Genomic DNA, 17,079 nt, shown 5'->3' with positions numbered 1-17,079 from the left:
AGCGGTTAGCGCAATAAATATGACGTTCTCTAGTGGATGATAGAGGTTTTTGTTTTGGCGTCTTGGGTCATTGAGTTTGGCAAAGAACTCTCTTGGATCGTTGAGCATAATAGCTACCTCTTATGGATCGATTGCTATATTTTACTCCTTCTTTGACTTTTTATAGTGCGATTGCCCTGGCTAGATTATAGCAAAAGCATTATACTTCAGCGGACTCAATCACGCCGCCGCCCAAACAAACTTCACCAACATAGAATACAGCTGATTGACCTGGCGTCACCGCGCGCTGTGGCTCATCAAATACCACTTTAACTCGGCTACCATCTTCAGAATCAGCAAAAACGGTGCAGCTTTGATCAGGCTGACGATAGCGGGTCTTGGAAACACATTTTAGACCTTGTTCACTAAAGATGGCTTCTGGTGCCACACGCTCAATCCAGTCTAATTTATAAGCGGTTAAGCTTTGGCTAAGTAGCATAGGGTGGTCATGGCCTTGGCCGACGATAAGCTCATTATTGCTCAAGTCTTTTTTAAGTACAAACCAAGGCTCTTCTGGGCGATCTTTTACGCCGCCAATACCGATGCCACCACGCTGACCTAAGGTGTAGTACATTAGTCCATCGTGTTTGCCAATGGTGATACCATCATCGGTAACAATATTGCCAGGCTTGGCCGGCAAGTACTGCTGTAAGAAGTCTTTAAAGCGGCGCTCACCAATGAAGCAAATACCAGTAGAGTCTTTCTTTTTGGCAGTGGCCAATTCATACTCTTCGGCAATTTTACGCACTTCAGGTTTTTCTAATTCGCCCACAGGGAATAAAGTTTTGGCAATTTTATCGCCGCCCACAGCATGTAAGAAATAACTTTGGTCTTTATTGTTATCTAATCCTCTTAGCAGGCGTGCCACTTCCGTCCCATCTTCACGCGTGTAATTGACACTGCGGCGGGTATAGTGACCTGTGGCGATATAATCTGCACCAAGACCGAATTTAGGATCAGAGGCATAATCTAAAAATGCCTTAAACTTGATTTCTTTATTACAAAGAATGTCTGGGTTTGGGGTACGGCCAGCTTGATACTCAGCTAAGAAATGCTCAAACACTCGGTCCCAGTATTCCATAGCGAAGTTGGCAGTGTGTAGGGTAATCCCTAATTTATCACACACTGCTTGTGCATCGGCTAAGTCTTCCATAGCCGTACAGTATTCGGTGCCATCATCTTCTTCCCAGTTCTTCATAAACAAGCCTTCAACTTGAAAGCCTGCCTTTTGTAGAAGTACTGCAGATACTGAAGAGTCCACACCACCAGACATACCGACCACCACTCGTGTCTGGCCAGGATTGGGCACATCACTTAAGCGTAAGGCAGGTAAATCGTAAGGGTTATTGTCAAAAGAGGCAGATATCGTCATATTATTAGAAACTATGCTAAAATTTGGTTAAATTATAACACTGATGGGCTAATAATGATAAGAATTGGACAAGGTATTGACGTACACGCTTTTTATGACAAGTCGGCAGAAAGTGGAAATCAGGACAGCGCAGCTAAGCAGTTTGTGACATTGGCAGGGGTGCAGATTGAGCACAGCCACAGCTTATTGGCGCATTCTGATGGGGATGTGGTATTGCATGCTCTAGCAGATGCTTTGCTTGGCGCTTTGGCTTTGGGCGATATCGGTCAACATTTTCCAGATACTGATGATGCCAATGAGGGCTTAGACTCTCGTGTGCTATTGCGTCATGTCTATGATTTAATTCAGCAAAAGGGCTATAAACTAATTAATGCTGATATTACTGTGGCTTGTGAACGTCCAAAACTTGCTAAACATAACTTAGCAATGCGTACCAATATTGCACAAGATTTAGATACTGAGGTGGATAATATCAGTGTCAAAGCCACGACCACTGAGAAGCTTGGCTTTACCGGTCGTCAAGAAGGTATTCTGTGCAGCGCTGTGGTACTGGTAAGTAAACAATAATCTATATTGAGAATGCATCTTTGTTGCATTTTTTGTTACCATCCCCATTAACTATTTAACCTTACTTTTATTCTCCTTGCTTCTATAACTGAAGTTTTACCCGTGTCTTCCAATAAGGATTTATTATGACAGAACAAGCTAACGATATCGAAACCCTAATCCGCAACCAAATTAAAGAAAACCCAGTACTTCTTTATATGAAAGGCACGCCACAGTTCCCACAGTGTGGTTTCTCTGCAAAAGCCATTGAAGTATTGACTCAAATTGGTCGTCCATTTGCTTTCGTTAATATCTTAGAAAACCCTGAAATCCGTGCTACTTTACCAAAAGTGGCTAACTGGCCAACTTTCCCACAGCTTTGGATCAATGGTGAGCTAATGGGTGGTTCTGATATTATCCTTGAGATGTATCAATCAGGTGAGCTTAAGCCTTTAGTTGAAGAGCACAGCCCAGCTTAATCTCTACTTATATTTCGAAATGATATTAAAGAAAGTAATGAAGAGGCCTCAGAAATAATCTGGGGCTTTTTTTTGTGGTTATGATTTAAGCGGCTCACGATAGGCTTGTTATGTTTTTGTATGTCTCTGCTTTATAAATGAATAATAATCGCCATATACCTGTTAAGTGAAAAACTAATTAATAAGTATGCTTTGGGCATACGCTAAAGACGGTCGGTGACCTCAAGTTTGAGTTAACCCCTTAGTCTTTAGAAAATATAGGAATAAAATATGACTTCAGATGACAAGTTAGTACAAAAACGTAAGTTATTAGAAGAGCAATCAGAAAAAATCAAAGCCATTGCCGATAATGAGGCGTACTCTTCTCTTAAGTGTATCCACTTATTAAGTGTGGCGGGCGGTGCGACGAGCGAAACTTATAAAGCCATTGAGCAACGTATCGTTACGGATGAAGACACCCATGGTGCTTATCATTTAGCGCTTATGGCTCAGTCAACAGCAGACTTACCGGTCGATGCCCGTCAGTTAATTGAGTTGGTGGTTACTAAAGGGCAGAGCAGTCAGCTATTGTCTTTGCTAAAAAACTTAGCTGTACCTCCAGTAGAAGCCATTAAGCAGCGTATTATGTCCGAAGGAGATGAAGAAGCGGTGGCACAAATGACCGCTTATCTTGAAATGAATCCAGAAGGCATAGGTAGCCAAAGCTTATTGGGCGACGGTCAGCACGAGCGTATTGTGCCAATCAGTTAGACGCAAGGTCAAGACGCTCAGTAAGCTAAAGTAGTCAGATTGCAAAGGATTGCAAAGATAAAATAAAGGGTTAAATTATTAGCCCTGGCATAAAAAAAAGCACTCAAGAGTTATCTTGAGTGCTTTTTTTAGGCTTGACTTAGTAAAGCATCCCTATATCTATTGATGAGGGGTGTTTACCTTATTTAGTAAAACTTGCATAGCAAGTCTGTAGTGATTTGGCGACAACTTTTGTCACCAATTGTGCGCGGTACTGAGGGTCAATGGCAGCATTGGTCATATCGACAACCGTTACTTGCTGAGGAGCCTGTTCGCTAACACAACCACAAATCTTAGTCTTGGCCACTTCTTCTTGCTCAGAGTTCATTGCTACGCGAGCAATACGCCAAGCATTTTGTTTTTCAAGTTCGCTACGGCATTGAGCATCTACGGCAGTTTTAAAGATACTCATACCCATATTAGTGGCGGTACCAACAGCGTTTCCTGCATCAGTACCAGTGCCTGTAGTGGCACAGCCTGTCAGCGCAAGCGAGGTCATCAGGGCCGAAACTGCTAAGAATTTTTTCATGGATCGTTCCTTGAATGGGATAAAAGAAAATAGGCTACTTAAAAAATAGAAGTTTAGCAACATATAGTTTGTCTGAAAACCTATTTTTTAAGCTGCCCCTTTTTATATCCTCTAAGCTTCACGCTTTAACAGAGGGTACACCATATTTTCAGGAGAGATAATCTGATCTAGTGTTTCTTGATCCAATAGCTTCTCTTCTAAAACGATATTGTAGATACTGCCCCCAGTTTCTTGAGCTCTTTTGGCGATACGAGTAGATACTTCATAGCCAAGATGTGGGTTTAGTGCAGTAACCAGACCAATGTTACTTAACACTTGCTCACGGCAATAATCTTCGTTCATCTCGATGCCATCGATACAACGTGTGGCAAAGGTCTCACAAATATTGCTTAGCATCACAAGGCCAGTAAATAGGTTGAACGCCATGACAGGTTCAAACACGTTTAACTGTAATTGACCTGCTTCAGAAGCCATGGCGATGGTATGGTCAATACCCATAATATGGAAACAAGCTTGGTTCACCACTTCTGGAATAACTGGGTTTACTTTACCTGGCATGATTGAGCTGCCTGGTTGCATTTGTGGAATACGGTATTGACCTAAGCCTGCGCGAGGACCTGAAGATTGCAAACGAATATCGTTGGCAATTTTTGATAAGCGAGTGGCCAATAGACGTAGGTTGCCTGATAGAGCAACATAGACACTGGTGTCTTGAGTGGCTTGAATTAAGTCATCAGAAGTGTAATAAGGCTTACCAGTTAGCTCTCTTAATACTTCAGCACAAGTCTCAGGGTAGCTGCTTGGCGCGTTGATACCCGTACCGATGGCTGTGGCACCCATGTTGATTTCATAAAGCAGTTCACGGACCTGCTCAATGCGCTTTTTCTCAGCTTTGATCATAGTAGCAAAAGCGTTGAACTCTTGTCCTGCAGTCATAGGTACCGCATCTTGTAGGTGAGTACGGCCCATTTTTAGACGATCACCCAGCTCTTCTTTTTTATTTAAGAAGCTTTCAATCAAAATGTCCATTTTGCTAAGTAGACGGTCACAGTAGAAGTCTAAAGCAAGTTTTAGGGCAGTAGGATAAGAGTCGTTAGTTGACTGAGATAAGTTGACATGGTTGTTAGGATGTAAGTACTGATACTCACCTTTTTCATGACCCATGATTTCTAAGGCACGGTTAGCGATCACTTCGTTAACGTTCATGTTGGTCGAAGTACCGGCACCACCTTGGAACATATCGATAATAAACTGATCGTGTAGCTTGTCTGCAATTAAGTCATCACAAGCAGCCACAATAGCGTCTTTTCTTTTCTCTTCTAGAACACCAACTTTGTGGTTGGTAATAGCAGCGGCTTTTTTGACAGTAGCAAAAGCTCTAATGAAAGGGGAGAATTGATGTAGGCGTACTTTACTAATGTTGAAGTTCTCATAAGCACGCAGGGTTTGAATACCAAAATACGCGTCAGAAGGGATATCACGTTCACCAAGTAAATCATGCTCATTTCTAGTAGATGAATTCATACTTGTTTTATTCCTATTATCAAGGTTATGGGTTTTAAGCCTAATACAATAGCATAGATATCGCAAAACTTAAGTCGATTGAATACTTTTGATAGCTTGTAAAAATAAAGGTTATAAGTTGCTAAAAGTTATAGTGTTTTTTATAACCTTTTAGGTTGAAATAGATTTGAAGTGTAACAGGTCAACCCAGCCTGTAAGTCTAATGAGGTTATCCTAAAAAGTTGGTAAATAGCCATAATAAACCGTTCAATGAAGCAATCCCAGCGACCATACTCACCAGTAATTGGCGGCTAATATGATAAACCAGGAGTACCAATAACAGTGCCCCAATCTGTGCCAGTAATAAATGCAATTCAGCACTGTGCAGCCCTGTTGTGGGAGATAAGTCTTGATAAGACAAACTGGTCAAAATGAGCAGGGCCATTACTGACAAAGGCAGACTTTCATTGAGTCGATGTAACCAAGGCTTATCTAGAAGTCTTCTTGGGATTAAAGCGGGGAGAGCACGAGTAATAAAAGTGACACCAGCCATAGCAAAAGTTGCGAGAATAAGATAACTACTGGTCACTACCAACTCCTTTCATATTGCGCTGTATCCATAAGCCACTGGCTAAAATAAGGAGCATACAAATACTAATTGCCATTAATAATACCCAATTACTGGTAAATAAAGAGGCAATGACTAAGGAGATAACGGCAATACCAATGGGGAAATAACGCTTAACGCTTTGAAATTGCTCATAAGCCAAGATCGCAAACAAACACACTAAAGCGAAATCTAAATGCGGGATTAAATCATTTAGAGTGCTTCCTATCATAAATCCAATTGCGCCTGCGACAACCCACCACATCTGATTAAAAAAGCTAATAGGTAATATCAAGGCTTGTCTTAACTCAGTTGGCATACTGGTCATAACCGAGAAGGTCTCATCGGTTAACGCAAATAAGCAGTAAGTTTTGGCCAGTTTATTCTGAGGTAAGGATTGTAATAGGGGCATGCCATAAAAAATATGACGTAAGTTGATGGCGGCAATATTGGTTGCCATACTGCCAATGGGTAAGCCTGCGCTCAGCATGGGGATACAGGCATATTGAGCAGCACCAGCATACAGCACAACACTAAGCATAACTGTGGCCCAAACAGGAATGCCAGCCACTTGAGCTAGAACACCAAACGCGATACCTGCAGGAAGATAGCCCATTGCTACCGGAAGGCTTCGTTTAAAGCCTTCTGCCCAATCGTAACTAGTGCCCTGTACGAGTGGGGTATCTTTTAAATGAGTAGTCACACGACATCCTGATTTTTATTTCTTGATTCAGCAGTCTCACAAAGTGCGTATTCAATTACGATGAAGGCAAAGAAAACTGAAAAAGGTTAGTATAGACCAAGTTGTGAGTCTATTATTTTGAAATATCATATTAATGATTTATAAAAACTTATACAATATACTACAAATGTAACTTTTAAGAAGTGTTTAGTGATTTCTAAATATAACAAATTTACATTAACTTGGTGTTTTAGTAAATATCCCGTCCAGTTTTATAGTGTTTCTTACTGCGACAGTAAGAATTTAATTTTATAAAGGTGTTGTATGTCAGAGTTGAATCAGACCCCACCTACGGGTGCAAATAAGAACTTAGACAGTCATCTTCCTCATGATGGCAATGAGTACTTGTTCACAGATACTTTTCCTAAAGGCACAGGAAAAGGACTAATTATTACTGCTATTGCAGCGATAATTAGCTTGATTGTCTTTAATGTGTTGCCTTTCGATACCGACGTTAATAAAGGCTTATCGATGTTATTATTCATTGGTACGCTGTGGTTAACTGAGGCTTTACACGTCACCATTACCGCGATATTGGTCATGATTATCGGGGTGGCTATTGGTATTCCTGATTTTGATACCAAGTCAGCTTTATCGAGCTTTGCTAACCCAACCATTTACCTGTTCTTTGGGGGCTTTGCGCTAGCGGCTGCTCTGCATGTACAAAGTCTGGATAAGAAGATTGCGTTAAAGCTAATCTCTTTATCAGGGGGTAAGCTGGGTAATGCGGTTATGCTGATATTCTTTGCTACCGCCATGCTTTCCATGTGGATCTCAAATACGGCGACAGCGGCGATGATGTTGCCGTTGGCTATCGGTATGTTGTCTCAGGTTGACCGTGAAAAAGACCGAGGCACATTCGTATTCGTCCTATTGGGTATTGCTTACTCGGCAAGTTTGGGCGGCTTGGGAACCATCGTAGGCTCCCCACCAAACGCCATTGCTGCCAAAGCTTTAGAAATCTCTTTTATTGATTGGATGAAGTTTGGTCTGCCTTTGACGTTTGTATTAACGCCTTTATTATTGGGTGCGATGTATTTGGTGTTAAAACCCAATCTTAATGTGCGTATTAGCAGTATTGACCAGCCGGATATCCCTTGGACTAAGCCTAGAATTATTACCATTGTGGTGTTCATAGTCACAGCCTTATCGTGGATATTCGGTAATAAATTGGGTGAGTATTTTGAAATCAGTGACATTGACGCTATTATCGCTTTAAGTGCTGCCGCTGCGGTTGTCAGCTTAGGTCTGGTGTCATGGAAACAGGTTTCAGACAACACTGACTGGGGCGTGCTCATGTTATTCGGTGGGGGTATTGCCTTATCTAATGTGCTGAAGTCTTCAGGAGCCTCTTTGGTAATGGGTGAGACTGTAGCCAATGCGTTAATGACTACGCCCTTGTTCTTAGTTATGTTGGCTATCGCAGTGTTTATCATCTTCTTGACAGAGTTTGCGTCAAACACGGCTTCAGCGGCACTGTTAGTCCCTGTTTTCGTTGCCATTGCCGAACAGATGGGCTTACCGATCGAAGTGTTGGTGATGATTATTGGTATCGGTGCTTCTTGTGCCTTCATGTTACCTGTGGCGACACCGCCAAATGCTATCGTATTTGGTACCGGTTTGATTAAGCAATCTGAGATGGTGCGTGTGGGTATAGTCTTGAACATTGTCGCTTCAATTATCGTGGCATGCTGGGCTTATTTCTTCTTACTATAAATCTTATTTATTAAGACAAAAAAATCCCCCGTATAATACGGGGGATTTTTTATGGCTAAGTTAAGATAATCGTTATCTAGCCTTTAGATTGCTTATTGCTTTAGCAATTAGCCTAAGAAAGCGTTGTACATCCAAACTAGTTTTTCTTGTTCTTGAACATACTCATCAACTAAGTCTGCAGTACCTTGGTCTTCCGCTTCTTCTGCCACTGCAGAAACACCACGTTGCTCTTCAATAAGTCCTTGCAAGCCTGCAACTACGCCACGCACACAGTCTGTACCTGAGAACACGTCTTTATCTTCTTTTAGGCTGCTGTGTTGAGCAAAGTCACTATAAGCATGTAGTGGAGTACCGCCTAGAGTTAGAACACGCTCTGCAATTTCATCAATTTGAACTTGTAGGTTGGTGTATAGCTCTTCAAACTGCTGGTGTAGTGAGAAGAAATGTTCACCTTTTACGTTCCAGTGATAGCCACGTACGTTGATGTAGAAAATATGATAGCTTGAAAGCAGGTTATTTAGTTTTTCGATCACTGCTGACATATCTTTTTTTTCTAAACCAATCTGATTAGTTGTCATAATAATTATCCTTTGTAGTTAGTGTTTTTATTGGGGTCTTTATTGGGCTTTGCCCCTTGCCTTTAATGACTATTATAGTAGCAAATATAGTATGATTAGTTAAATGTAAAACTTTAATGTTTGTGATAAGTTTTGTAAAATTACTAACCTTTACTTACATTGTTAGGCCAAAACTTATGTTTACTTATTGGAATGTTTTTTTGAAATTTTTTTCTTAAGTTAAGGCAAAAAAAATGACCCAATTTGGGTCATTTTCTTAATGAGAGTCTAGGACTAGATATTACTGACCAATCGCCTGAGGCTGTAGTCCTTTAACAGGTACCACTTCTTGTAAATGAGTGCGAACGGTATCAATAGGGAATTTTTGTGCTTGTAGGCGTTTTGGAATGATTTGGCTGCCTTGTTGACCTTGCATTTCAAACAGCATGAAAATATAGTCATCCGTTTCTTCCCAGCTTTTTACGGCAGTCCAGGGAATAACGGCTTGCTGTGTCGCCGAACCACGCATTTGCATACCGCGCATGGCTTTATTGGTTTGAAGGCCAGCGTTAGGAGAGGGCATGGCCATGATTAATCCATGTTTTTGTACCCCAAGCTTTAGCTGTTTCATTTCATCAGGCATCTCTTGCTCAGCCATCTGCTTTTCAAATTCTCTTTGCACATACCATTTCATCCCAATGGTGCGCACCAGTATATACAGCACGACCAAAACCAACATCAAATAAAAGATAAAGGTTGAGTAGCCTTTGACGTAAACAAGCCCAGCTATAGAAACTGCCACCACGATGGCCATGATGATCCATTCTTTCATTTTAATATTTTTTAGGCCGTAAGAAGGATTGGTTTTTTCAAATAACTCAAACTGTGCTTTGTGGAACTCTTCTTCAGTTAGATTGATATCAACAGGTTGAAGGGTGTAAGGGTAAAGAGCCATATAATTACTCGAATAGGATGTTAATTGGACAAAAAGTAAAATTAAAATGACATATTTTATGCAAAAGCAGGATGTCACTGAGATAGTGCTATCTTACCGAAAACTGGGGGTAATTGAAACTTTAAAGCTTGATGTGAGACGTTAAATTTTGGGTTAGCTTGGGTAATGGGTTAAAGCAGGATAGAAGGTTAAAGTAAATTAACCCTCAAAAAATAGCGGTTTGAGAGAAATAGATTAGGAAATTGTATAGTTTTATAAGGATTTTGGGAGCATATCGATGTTTTAACGTGGTCAAAAATGCTCGGTCTTGGTATCATAGGCAACATTATTTAGGCGTCCACTTTCAAGGTGGTTCTAAAGATAATTCCAATCTATTTTTAAGCTGAAAACTGATATAAGTCACGCTTAATTTTGTGACTGAGCTTTTCTGATGTGCTTTTATGACTTTTATGTATGAATTAATATCTAGCCTGAGGAATGGCTAAGTTGTTATTCATTTAAAAAAATCAATTATTCAAATTAAGTCTCTACTATTTCATATTTTAATACTCTAATAAAAGGTGTCGCATGATTGATCCTAAGCTATTACGCCAAGATTTAACCGAGTTAAAACAGAAACTTGCCAAAAGAGGGTATGAGCTGGATGTGGATTTTTGGCAACAGCTGGAATCACAGCGTAAATCCCTTCAGGTGTTAACCGAAGATTTACAGGCTAAGCGTAATGCCGGTGCCAAGCAAGTTGGTGCTCTGAAGAAAAATGGTGAAGATGCCAGTGAGTTACTGGCTGAAATGCAGTCGATCAGCGGCGATATCAAAAAAGCAGAGGAAGATCTAAAAGCGCTACAAGATAAAATTAATGAAGCAGCGCTGCAAATCCCTAATATTCCAGCTGACGATGTGCCTGAAGGGGATTCTGAAGAAGATAACGTGGAAGTCCGTAAATGGGGAACGCCACGCCAGTTTGATTTTGAGATCAAAGATCATACCGATGTGGGTGAAGGCCTAGGTCAATTAGACTTTGCTGCTGCAGCCAAACTAACGGGTAGCCGCTTTAATGTATTAACCGGCCAGTTGGCTCAATTACATAGAGCTTTGATTCAGTTCATGCTGAACACTCATACCGTAAAATACGGCTATACCGAGTGCTATGTGCCTTATATTGTTAACTCTGATAGCTTGAAGGGTACAGGTCAGCTGCCTAAATTTGAAGAAGACTTATTTAAACTGATCAATCACACCAACAATGATGGCATGGGCTTTTATTTAATCCCAACCGCTGAAGTGCCTATGACTAACTTAGTTCGTGGCGAGCGTTTGGAAGCCAGTCAGCTACCTTTTAAATTTACGGCACATACGCCTTGCTTTAGAAGTGAAGCGGGCTCACATGGCCGTGATACCCGTGGCTTAATTCGTCAGCATCAGTTTGAAAAAGTAGAGATGGTAAACATTGCTACTGCTGAGCAATCTGATGAGCTTTTAGAGCAAATGACGGCTCAAGCAGAGGATATCTTACAGCAGTTAGAGTTACCTTACCGTGTGGTCAAGCTGTGTACTGGTGATATGGGCTTTAGCGCACTACGCACTTATGATATTGAAGTGTGGGTACCTAGCCAAGACACTTATCGTGAAATCTCAAGCTGCTCAAACTGCGGTGACTTCCAAGCACGTCGTATGGGCACTCGAGTTAAAGATGGCAAAAAGACAGAGCTTGTACACACTTTAAATGGCTCAGGCTTAGCTGTGGGCCGTACGCTACTGGCCATTATGGAAAACCATCAAAACGCTGATGGTAGCATCACTATCCCTGAAGTATTACGTCCCTTTATGGGCGGTGCTGAAACCATCACGGCTTAATGAGTCAGTGTAAGGGTATCTCAGCTTACTTTCTTAATTTATTTTTTGTTTTATCGAGGATAAGCCGTAAGTGACTTGCTTACCGCTTATCCAATTAAACCTGCAATAACTCACTTAGTTTTAACTGACCACCAAAACCTAGGATTTTTTATGTCAACACCTATATCTGAACGCAAACTAGCTAACGCCATTCGCGTGCTTTCTTTTGATGCGGTACAAAAAGCCAACTCAGGGCACCCAGGCGCACCAATGGGTATGGCTGATATTGCTGAAGTATTGTGGCGTAAATTTTTAAAGCATAACCCTTCAAATCCAAACTGGCACAACCGTGACCGTTTCGTACTATCTAATGGTCATGGCTCAATGCTTATCTACTCACTGCTTCATTTAACAGGCTATGATGTTAGCATTGATGACTTAAAGAGCTTCCGTCAGTTACATTCAAAAACACCGGGTCACCCAGAATTAGGCTATACCCCAGGTGTTGAAACTACTACAGGTCCTTTGGGTCAAGGTATCGCTAACGCAGTGGGCTTCGCTATTGCTGAAAAAACCTTAGCTGCTCAGTTCAACCGTGAAGGTCATAACATCATCGATCACCACACTTATGCTTTCTTAGGTGACGGCTGCTTGATGGAAGGTATCAGCCACGAGGTTGCTTCTTTAGCAGGTACTTTAGGTCTTGGTAAATTAGTATTCTTCTATGATGACAACGGTATTTCTATTGATGGTGAAGTAGAAGGTTGGTTCACTGATGATACCCAAAAGCGCTTTGAAAGCTATGGCTGGCAAGTGCTTAAAGTAGATGGTCATGATGCTGGAGCTATCACTAAAGCTACTGAACAAGCCATTGCAGAAGCCAGCAAGCCAAGTTTAATTATCTGTAAGACCATTATTGGTGTGGGTAGCCCGAACAAGCAAGGTAAAGCGTCAAGCCACGGTGCTCCACTAGGGGATGATGAAATCGCTCTAACTCGTGATGAGCTGGCTTGGAAACATGCACCATTTGAATTAGATGATGAGATCTATGAAGCTTGGGATGCAAAAGCCAAAGGTGAAGCTTTAGAGAAAAACTGGGAAGCGGACTTTGAAGCGTATAAAAAGGCTTATCCAGAGCTTGCAGCAGAATTACTACGTCGTCTAGAAGGTGAGCTGCCAGCTGACTTTGATCAGCAAGCACAAGCTTATATTCAGCAGTGCCAAGAGCAAGGCGAAGATGTGGCTAGCCGTAAAGCCAGCTTCAATGCTATCAATACTTTCCAGCCTTTACTGCCAGAGCTTATGGGTGGTTCAGCGGACTTAGCAGGCTCAAACCTAACGTTGTTTAAAGATGCTAAAGGTATTGAGAAAGACGCTGATGGTAACTACATCTATTATGGTGTCCGTGAATTTGGTATGACGGCTATTGCCAATGGTATTGCTATACACGGTGGCTTCATTCCTTACGTAGCAACCTTCTTAATGTTTATGGAATATGCTCGTAATGCGGTACGTATGGGCGCTTTAATGAAGCAGCGTGTTATCCATGTTTACACCCATGACTCAATCGGTCTAGGTGAAGATGGTCCTACGCATCAGCCTATTGAGCAATTAGCCAGCTTACGCACTACGCCTAACTTACACACTTGGCGTCCTTGTGATACCACTGAGTCTGCAACCGCTTGGGCTGAAGCATTAAAAGCTAAGAACAACCCTTCTGCTCTAATCTTTAGCCGTCAAGGTCTGCCACATCAAACGCGTGATAGCGAGCAAGTGGCTAATATCGCCAAAGGTGGTTATGTGTTAGCAAAAGAGAAATCTGAGCTACAAGCCATCATCATTGCTACCGGTTCAGAAGTGGGCTTAGCAATGAATGCTTATAACACACTAAGCGAGCAGGGCGTGGGCGTTCGTGTGGTATCTATGCCATGTGCTGAAGTATTTACTGCTCAAGACAGCGATTACCGTGAGTCAGTATTGCCGTCAAATATCCGTGCTCGTGTGGCTGTAGAAGCCGCTCACGTGGATTACTGGTTCAAGTTTGTTGGCCTAGACGGTAAAGTAATTGGTATGACTACTTATGGTGAGTCTGCGCCTGCAGGTGAGTTGTTTAAAGAGTTTGGTATTACTGATGAAGCAGTAGTTGATGCCGTAAATAGCTTAGTTAAATAAGTTTATATAGCTAAGTACTAAACTAGAAAAAGAGCTGTCAGATAATTCTGGCAGCTCTTTTTTTATTTCTCAAATAAGGCTATGGAGGCCATGAACTAAGGGCTAATAGAAGCTAATGGCAAATAAAGAGTCAGTTCTACTCCGGTGCTTTCTATGTCACTAGAAGCTGTGGGAAAAGAGTGCAGGTTGTGAATGCTAACCATACCACCATGGCGCTCAATAACTTGCTTAACCAAGGTTAACCCCAGGCCTGTGCCTTTTTTTGCCTGTGTTTGAGGGGGTGTGCTATTGAGAGGCTGTGAGCTATCATTATCCTCATTCACTTTATAGTTGGGCTGGCGATGATACTGGTGCGATAAACTAAAATAACGATCAAAGACCTTTTCTAGAGCATAGTCAGGTATCAAGTCTCCATTATTGATAATAGACAACTGGATATAGTCAATTTTATTAAAACTTTGCAGTGCTAAATGGACAACGACTTTACTTTTGGCAAAATATAAAGCGTTGTCTAATACGTTTTGCAAAGCTTGAGTTATCCAAAACTCATCAGCAAGAATAAACTTAGTTTCAGGGTCGTCAATTTGACACTGATAGTCAATTTGTACGTGTTGGTATTGACGCTGCATCTCACAGCCGGCGATTAAGGTTTTGATTAGGCCATCGGGGTTTATCGGCTGCATTGTCAGCTTAAATGTGGGCTGTTCAATCTTGGCCAGCAATAATAGCCTGTCAATCAAAGATTGTAGCTTGATACTTTGCTCAGTGATGGTCTGACTTAACATCAACCTATCTTCACCGTCTAAATCGGTCTCTTCAAGTAGCTCTCCACTGGCTCTAATAGCCGTCAAGGGGCTTTTTAATTCATGGGTGAGGGTATGCACATAATCGGTGACATAAGCCCGGTTTTCTAAGCGGTGCTTCATGCTTTCAATGGTATCGCTCAGCTCGTTGAGCTCTTTGCCTAAATAAAAGTACGGCTTCTTAGTGTCTTGAGCTAAAGACTGAGTATAGCGTGTGACCAATAAAGTGCTTTGACGCAGCCACCAAGCAATAAGCCCTGCCATCAATAAAGTCAGGATACTAATGATTAATGAAGCAGTTAACATGCGCTGACGTGTGGCGTTCAAATACGGAAAAACGGTTGCTGTAGGTTTACCGATACTAACCACGCCAATAATCTCTTGGTTATTGGCTGAACTATAAATGGGCTGGGCCACATACATGATGGAAGAGGTGGAGTCCTCAGGGTCTGTGCGTGTGGTTCTGGCTCCGTATTTACCTTGTAAGGTCAAGTTTACATCATTCCAACTTGAGTAATCTTTACCTTCGGCATTTTTTTCAACGAATTTTTTAGTACTACTAAGGTCTTTGGGAAGGGAGTCATAGATAACGATTCCATGCTTATCTGTTATATAAATCCGAAAGCTGCTGTGAGTCTTTTCGTGATACCACGAATCAGTAGACAAAGAAGAGTCTAACCAACCGTTATCTTCAACAGGGTTAGTGTTCGGTTTGGCCGTTGTTTTTTTAGCCTCTGCCAGGCTATTGTCTATAATGTCTGGTGCTAAAAAGGCCTTATCCAGCATGGCTTGGTAGTTTTTGTCATAGATTTCACCTGACTCAACCGCAGATTGCAGGCTTGCGGCCAATAGCTTAGAGCTGTCAACCAAGGTGTCTTCAATCACTTGCTGGGTAATGGGGCGGACATAATTAAACAGCTGATTGAATACCACAATGCCTGAGATAATAACGATAACACCGACCGCAATCCAAATTCTAAAAAATAGACTCAGGTTAAGGATTTTTTTGGGTTTAATATCCGGTACGATAGGTGGAGATTCTCTACCGATAGGATGGAGCTTGGCGTACCAGTTATTTGAATTTTCAGGCGACTTATTATCGCTGTCTTTTGGGTCACTCATGAAGCACAAAGTCCATAGCCTAAGCCGCGATGGGTGTGAATGATTTCTAAATCTTGTTGTTCACTGATTTGAGCCAACTGTTTACGAATGGATTTAACGTGACTGTCGATGGTACGCGCTAAACGGTGGTCAGGATAATCGCTGATTGAGTTTAATAACTGTTCTCGGCTAAAGACACGTTCAGGATTGGCCAATAAAGCCAATAGTAGCTTACGTTCAGTGTTACTAAGTTCTAATTTATTGTCATTCCAATATAAGGTGTAAGTTAAGGGTTCATAACGCCAAGTTCCTGATTCAAGCTGAAAAAACTGGGGCTCTGTAACCTCATCAGATTCTGTAGCTTGGCTATCTACGTTAGAGGCCGTTAATTGCTCACGGCGCCAAATGGCTTTTAACCGAGCTACTAACTCACGAGGACTAAAAGGTTTTGGGCAGTAATCATCCCCTCCCATTTCCAAACCAAGAATCCTATCCACCTCATCACTACGGGCCGTCAAAAATACGATAGGCAGCTGTTTTAAAGAGCCAATATTATCGCTATGACGGATGTCTTGGCACAGGTTTAGGCCATCGCCATCGGGTAGTCCCACATCAAGCACCATGCCTGAAACCAGTTGATTTTGCTCATTAAAGTTTTTTAAGGTAGGGATAACACTGCTGGCATTATCGAGCCAAGTCACTTGCCAGCCTTCGCGCTTAAAGGTCACTCTAAGCGACGTGGCGATGGCAGGGTCATCTTCAACAATTAGGATGTGCGGAGTAGGTGAGTTGGAAGCTAATGCGTTTTGCGAGGCAGTCATGAGGGATACCCATTTATAGAACAAGGAAGGTACAGGCAACACTTAATATTTAATATATAAAGTAATAAATAAAGCGCTGTCAAAATACACTGCTAATCCTAGCACAGCCGGCCTAAAAAGAGATGTGTTTCAGATGGGCAGACTATGGAAAATTAGTGAATGTATACAGCGGCCTCTTAAGTTATAGAGTAAACACCACATTTATCAACTATCGCCGTAAAACCACCCACTTCAGGGCATAGGTATCTACACAACTTAAAAAGAGCAAAACAGAATGATAGAATCTTCCAGTATGGCATAGATAAAATGGAGCTAGATACGAGACTTATTAAACGTTATCAGCAACTCGTACACAATCACACTCACCCAAACGGTTATCTACATGCTGGTATGAAAGCGACTATGGATACTAAAAGCAGTTTTGCTCAGACCCAAGCGTTATGGCGATTTGTGCATAATGACAACATCAGCTATCAAGAGCTTAGTAAGCCGTTACTTGAAAACAGCTTACAAGG

The 17,079-nt window shown here is 41.7% G+C and carries 15 protein-coding genes and 1 pseudogene; 7 read left to right on the top strand and 9 right to left on the bottom strand.

Features of this window, described 5'->3' with window-relative positions; translation table 11 throughout:
- Nucleotides 1–199 precede the first annotated feature (199 nt).
- Entirely contained in the window at nt 200–1,411 is a 1,212-nt protein-coding gene (mnmA, locus tag A1232T_RS10765) for a tRNA 2-thiouridine(34) synthase MnmA (RefSeq protein WP_077449412.1), read from the bottom strand.
- 54 nt (nt 1,412–1,465) lie between these two features.
- Between mnmA and ispF the strand changes: the two genes are divergently transcribed.
- From ispF to A1232T_RS10750, 3 genes are all read left to right on the top strand, one after another.
- Nucleotides 1,466–1,978, top strand: coding sequence for a 2-C-methyl-D-erythritol 2,4-cyclodiphosphate synthase (ispF, locus tag A1232T_RS10760; protein ID WP_077449411.1), 513 nt, complete (start codon nt 1,466–1,468; stop codon nt 1,976–1,978).
- Nucleotides 1,979–2,103: 125 nt separating this feature from the next.
- Complete coding sequence (gene grxD / locus A1232T_RS10755) at nt 2,104–2,436, top strand: Grx4 family monothiol glutaredoxin (protein ID WP_077449410.1); 333 nt, start codon at nt 2,104–2,106, stop codon at nt 2,434–2,436.
- Nucleotides 2,437–2,706: 270 nt separating this feature from the next.
- Entirely contained in the window at nt 2,707–3,186 is a 480-nt protein-coding gene (locus A1232T_RS10750; RefSeq protein WP_077449409.1) for a hypothetical protein, read from the top strand.
- 181 nt (nt 3,187–3,367) lie between these two features.
- Here the strand turns inward: A1232T_RS10750 and A1232T_RS10745 are convergent, their stop codons facing one another.
- The 4 genes from A1232T_RS10745 to A1232T_RS10730 all read right to left on the bottom strand — a co-directional run bounded on the left by A1232T_RS10745 (nt 3,368) and on the right by A1232T_RS10730 (nt 6,480).
- Nucleotides 3,368–3,754 carry a hypothetical protein gene (locus A1232T_RS10745; RefSeq protein ID WP_077449408.1) on the bottom strand — a complete coding sequence of 129 codons (387 nt, stop codon included), beginning with the start codon at nt 3,752–3,754 and terminating at the stop codon, nt 3,368–3,370.
- A 111-nt stretch (nt 3,755–3,865) separates the two neighbouring features.
- Nucleotides 3,866–5,278, bottom strand: coding sequence for an aspartate ammonia-lyase (locus A1232T_RS10740; RefSeq protein ID WP_077449407.1), 1,413 nt, complete (start codon nt 5,276–5,278; stop codon nt 3,866–3,868).
- Nucleotides 5,279–5,486: 208 nt separating this feature from the next.
- Nucleotides 5,487–5,846, bottom strand: a complete 360-nt coding sequence (locus A1232T_RS10735; RefSeq protein WP_077449406.1) for an AzlD domain-containing protein — start codon at nt 5,844–5,846, stop codon at nt 5,487–5,489.
- Nucleotides 5,836–6,480 (bottom strand): AzlC family ABC transporter permease, encoded by a 645-nt coding sequence (locus A1232T_RS10730; protein ID WP_077449413.1) that lies wholly within the window; start codon nt 6,478–6,480, stop codon nt 5,836–5,838. Before A1232T_RS10730 ends, A1232T_RS10735 begins: the two co-directional genes overlap by 11 nt.
- 390 nt (nt 6,481–6,870) lie before the next feature.
- Between A1232T_RS10730 and A1232T_RS10725 the strand changes: the two genes are divergently transcribed.
- Nucleotides 6,871–8,322 carry an SLC13 family permease gene (locus tag A1232T_RS10725; protein WP_077449405.1) on the top strand — a complete coding sequence of 484 codons (1,452 nt, stop codon included), beginning with the start codon at nt 6,871–6,873 and terminating at the stop codon, nt 8,320–8,322.
- A gap of 107 nt (nt 8,323–8,429) precedes the next feature.
- Here A1232T_RS10725 and A1232T_RS10720 read toward each other — a convergent pair whose 3' ends face one another.
- Complete coding sequence (locus A1232T_RS10720) at nt 8,430–8,900, bottom strand: Dps family protein (RefSeq protein WP_077449404.1); 471 nt, start codon at nt 8,898–8,900, stop codon at nt 8,430–8,432.
- 280 nt (nt 8,901–9,180) lie between these two features.
- Nucleotides 9,181–9,834: a YcxB family protein gene (locus A1232T_RS10715; RefSeq protein WP_077449403.1), complete on the bottom strand. Its 654-nt coding sequence runs from the start codon at nt 9,832–9,834 to the stop codon at nt 9,181–9,183.
- A 567-nt stretch (nt 9,835–10,401) separates the two neighbouring features.
- Between A1232T_RS10715 and serS the strand changes: the two genes are divergently transcribed.
- Nucleotides 10,402–11,688 (top strand): serine--tRNA ligase, encoded by a 1,287-nt coding sequence (gene serS, locus A1232T_RS10710; RefSeq protein WP_077449402.1) that lies wholly within the window; start codon nt 10,402–10,404, stop codon nt 11,686–11,688.
- Nucleotides 11,689–11,838: 150 nt separating this feature from the next.
- Entirely contained in the window at nt 11,839–13,839 is a 2,001-nt protein-coding gene (gene tkt, locus A1232T_RS10705; RefSeq protein WP_077449401.1) for a transketolase, read from the top strand.
- Nucleotides 13,840–13,934: 95 nt separating this feature from the next.
- Here the strand turns inward: tkt and creC are convergent, their stop codons facing one another.
- Both creC and A1232T_RS10695 read right to left on the bottom strand, forming a co-directional pair.
- Entirely contained in the window at nt 13,935–15,764 is a 1,830-nt protein-coding gene (gene creC / locus A1232T_RS10700) for a two-component system sensor histidine kinase CreC (protein ID WP_077449400.1), read from the bottom strand.
- Nucleotides 15,761–16,564: a response regulator transcription factor gene (locus A1232T_RS10695; protein ID WP_077449399.1), complete on the bottom strand. Its 804-nt coding sequence runs from the start codon at nt 16,562–16,564 to the stop codon at nt 15,761–15,763. Before A1232T_RS10695 ends, creC begins: the two co-directional genes overlap by 4 nt.
- Nucleotides 16,565–16,870: 306 nt before the next feature.
- On the opposite strand from A1232T_RS10695, the pseudogene A1232T_RS10690 reads away from it, so the two are divergent.
- A pseudogene (locus tag A1232T_RS10690) lies at nt 16,871–17,079 on the top strand (transposase); the annotation flags it as partial.

The organism is Psychrobacter pasteurii (assembly GCF_900162815.1).
GTDB classification, from domain to species: Bacteria; Pseudomonadota; Gammaproteobacteria; order Pseudomonadales; family Moraxellaceae; genus Psychrobacter; species Psychrobacter pasteurii.
Note: the sequence above shows the minus strand (reverse complement) of the source record. Positions and strands in the feature narration are given on the sequence as shown.

Coding starts and splice junctions, on each gene's coding strand:
- serS (WP_077449402.1), top strand. CDS start 10,402: ATGATTGATCCTAAGCTATTACGCCAAGATTTAACCGAGTTAAAACAG.
- A1232T_RS10745 (WP_077449408.1), bottom strand. CDS start 3,754: ATGAAAAAATTCTTAGCAGTTTCGGCCCTGATGACCTCGCTTGCGCTG.
- A1232T_RS10740 (WP_077449407.1), bottom strand. CDS start 5,278: ATGAATTCATCTACTAGAAATGAGCATGATTTACTTGGTGAACGTGAT.
- grxD (WP_077449410.1), top strand. CDS start 2,104: ATGACAGAACAAGCTAACGATATCGAAACCCTAATCCGCAACCAAATT.
- A1232T_RS10695 (WP_077449399.1), bottom strand. CDS start 16,564: ATGACTGCCTCGCAAAACGCATTAGCTTCCAACTCACCTACTCCGCAC.
- tkt (WP_077449401.1), top strand. CDS start 11,839: ATGTCAACACCTATATCTGAACGCAAACTAGCTAACGCCATTCGCGTG.
- A1232T_RS10730 (WP_077449413.1), bottom strand. CDS start 6,480: ATGGGCTATCTTCCTGCAGGTATCGCGTTTGGTGTTCTAGCTCAAGTG.
- creC (WP_077449400.1), bottom strand. CDS start 15,764: ATGAGTGACCCAAAAGACAGCGATAATAAGTCGCCTGAAAATTCAAAT.
- mnmA (WP_077449412.1), bottom strand. CDS start 1,411: ATGACGATATCTGCCTCTTTTGACAATAACCCTTACGATTTACCTGCC.
- A1232T_RS10720 (WP_077449404.1), bottom strand. CDS start 8,900: ATGACAACTAATCAGATTGGTTTAGAAAAAAAAGATATGTCAGCAGTG.
- A1232T_RS10715 (WP_077449403.1), bottom strand. CDS start 9,834: ATGGCTCTTTACCCTTACACCCTTCAACCTGTTGATATCAATCTAACT.
- A1232T_RS10725 (WP_077449405.1), top strand. CDS start 6,871: ATGTCAGAGTTGAATCAGACCCCACCTACGGGTGCAAATAAGAACTTA.
- ispF (WP_077449411.1), top strand. CDS start 1,466: ATGATAAGAATTGGACAAGGTATTGACGTACACGCTTTTTATGACAAG.
- A1232T_RS10750 (WP_077449409.1), top strand. CDS start 2,707: ATGACTTCAGATGACAAGTTAGTACAAAAACGTAAGTTATTAGAAGAG.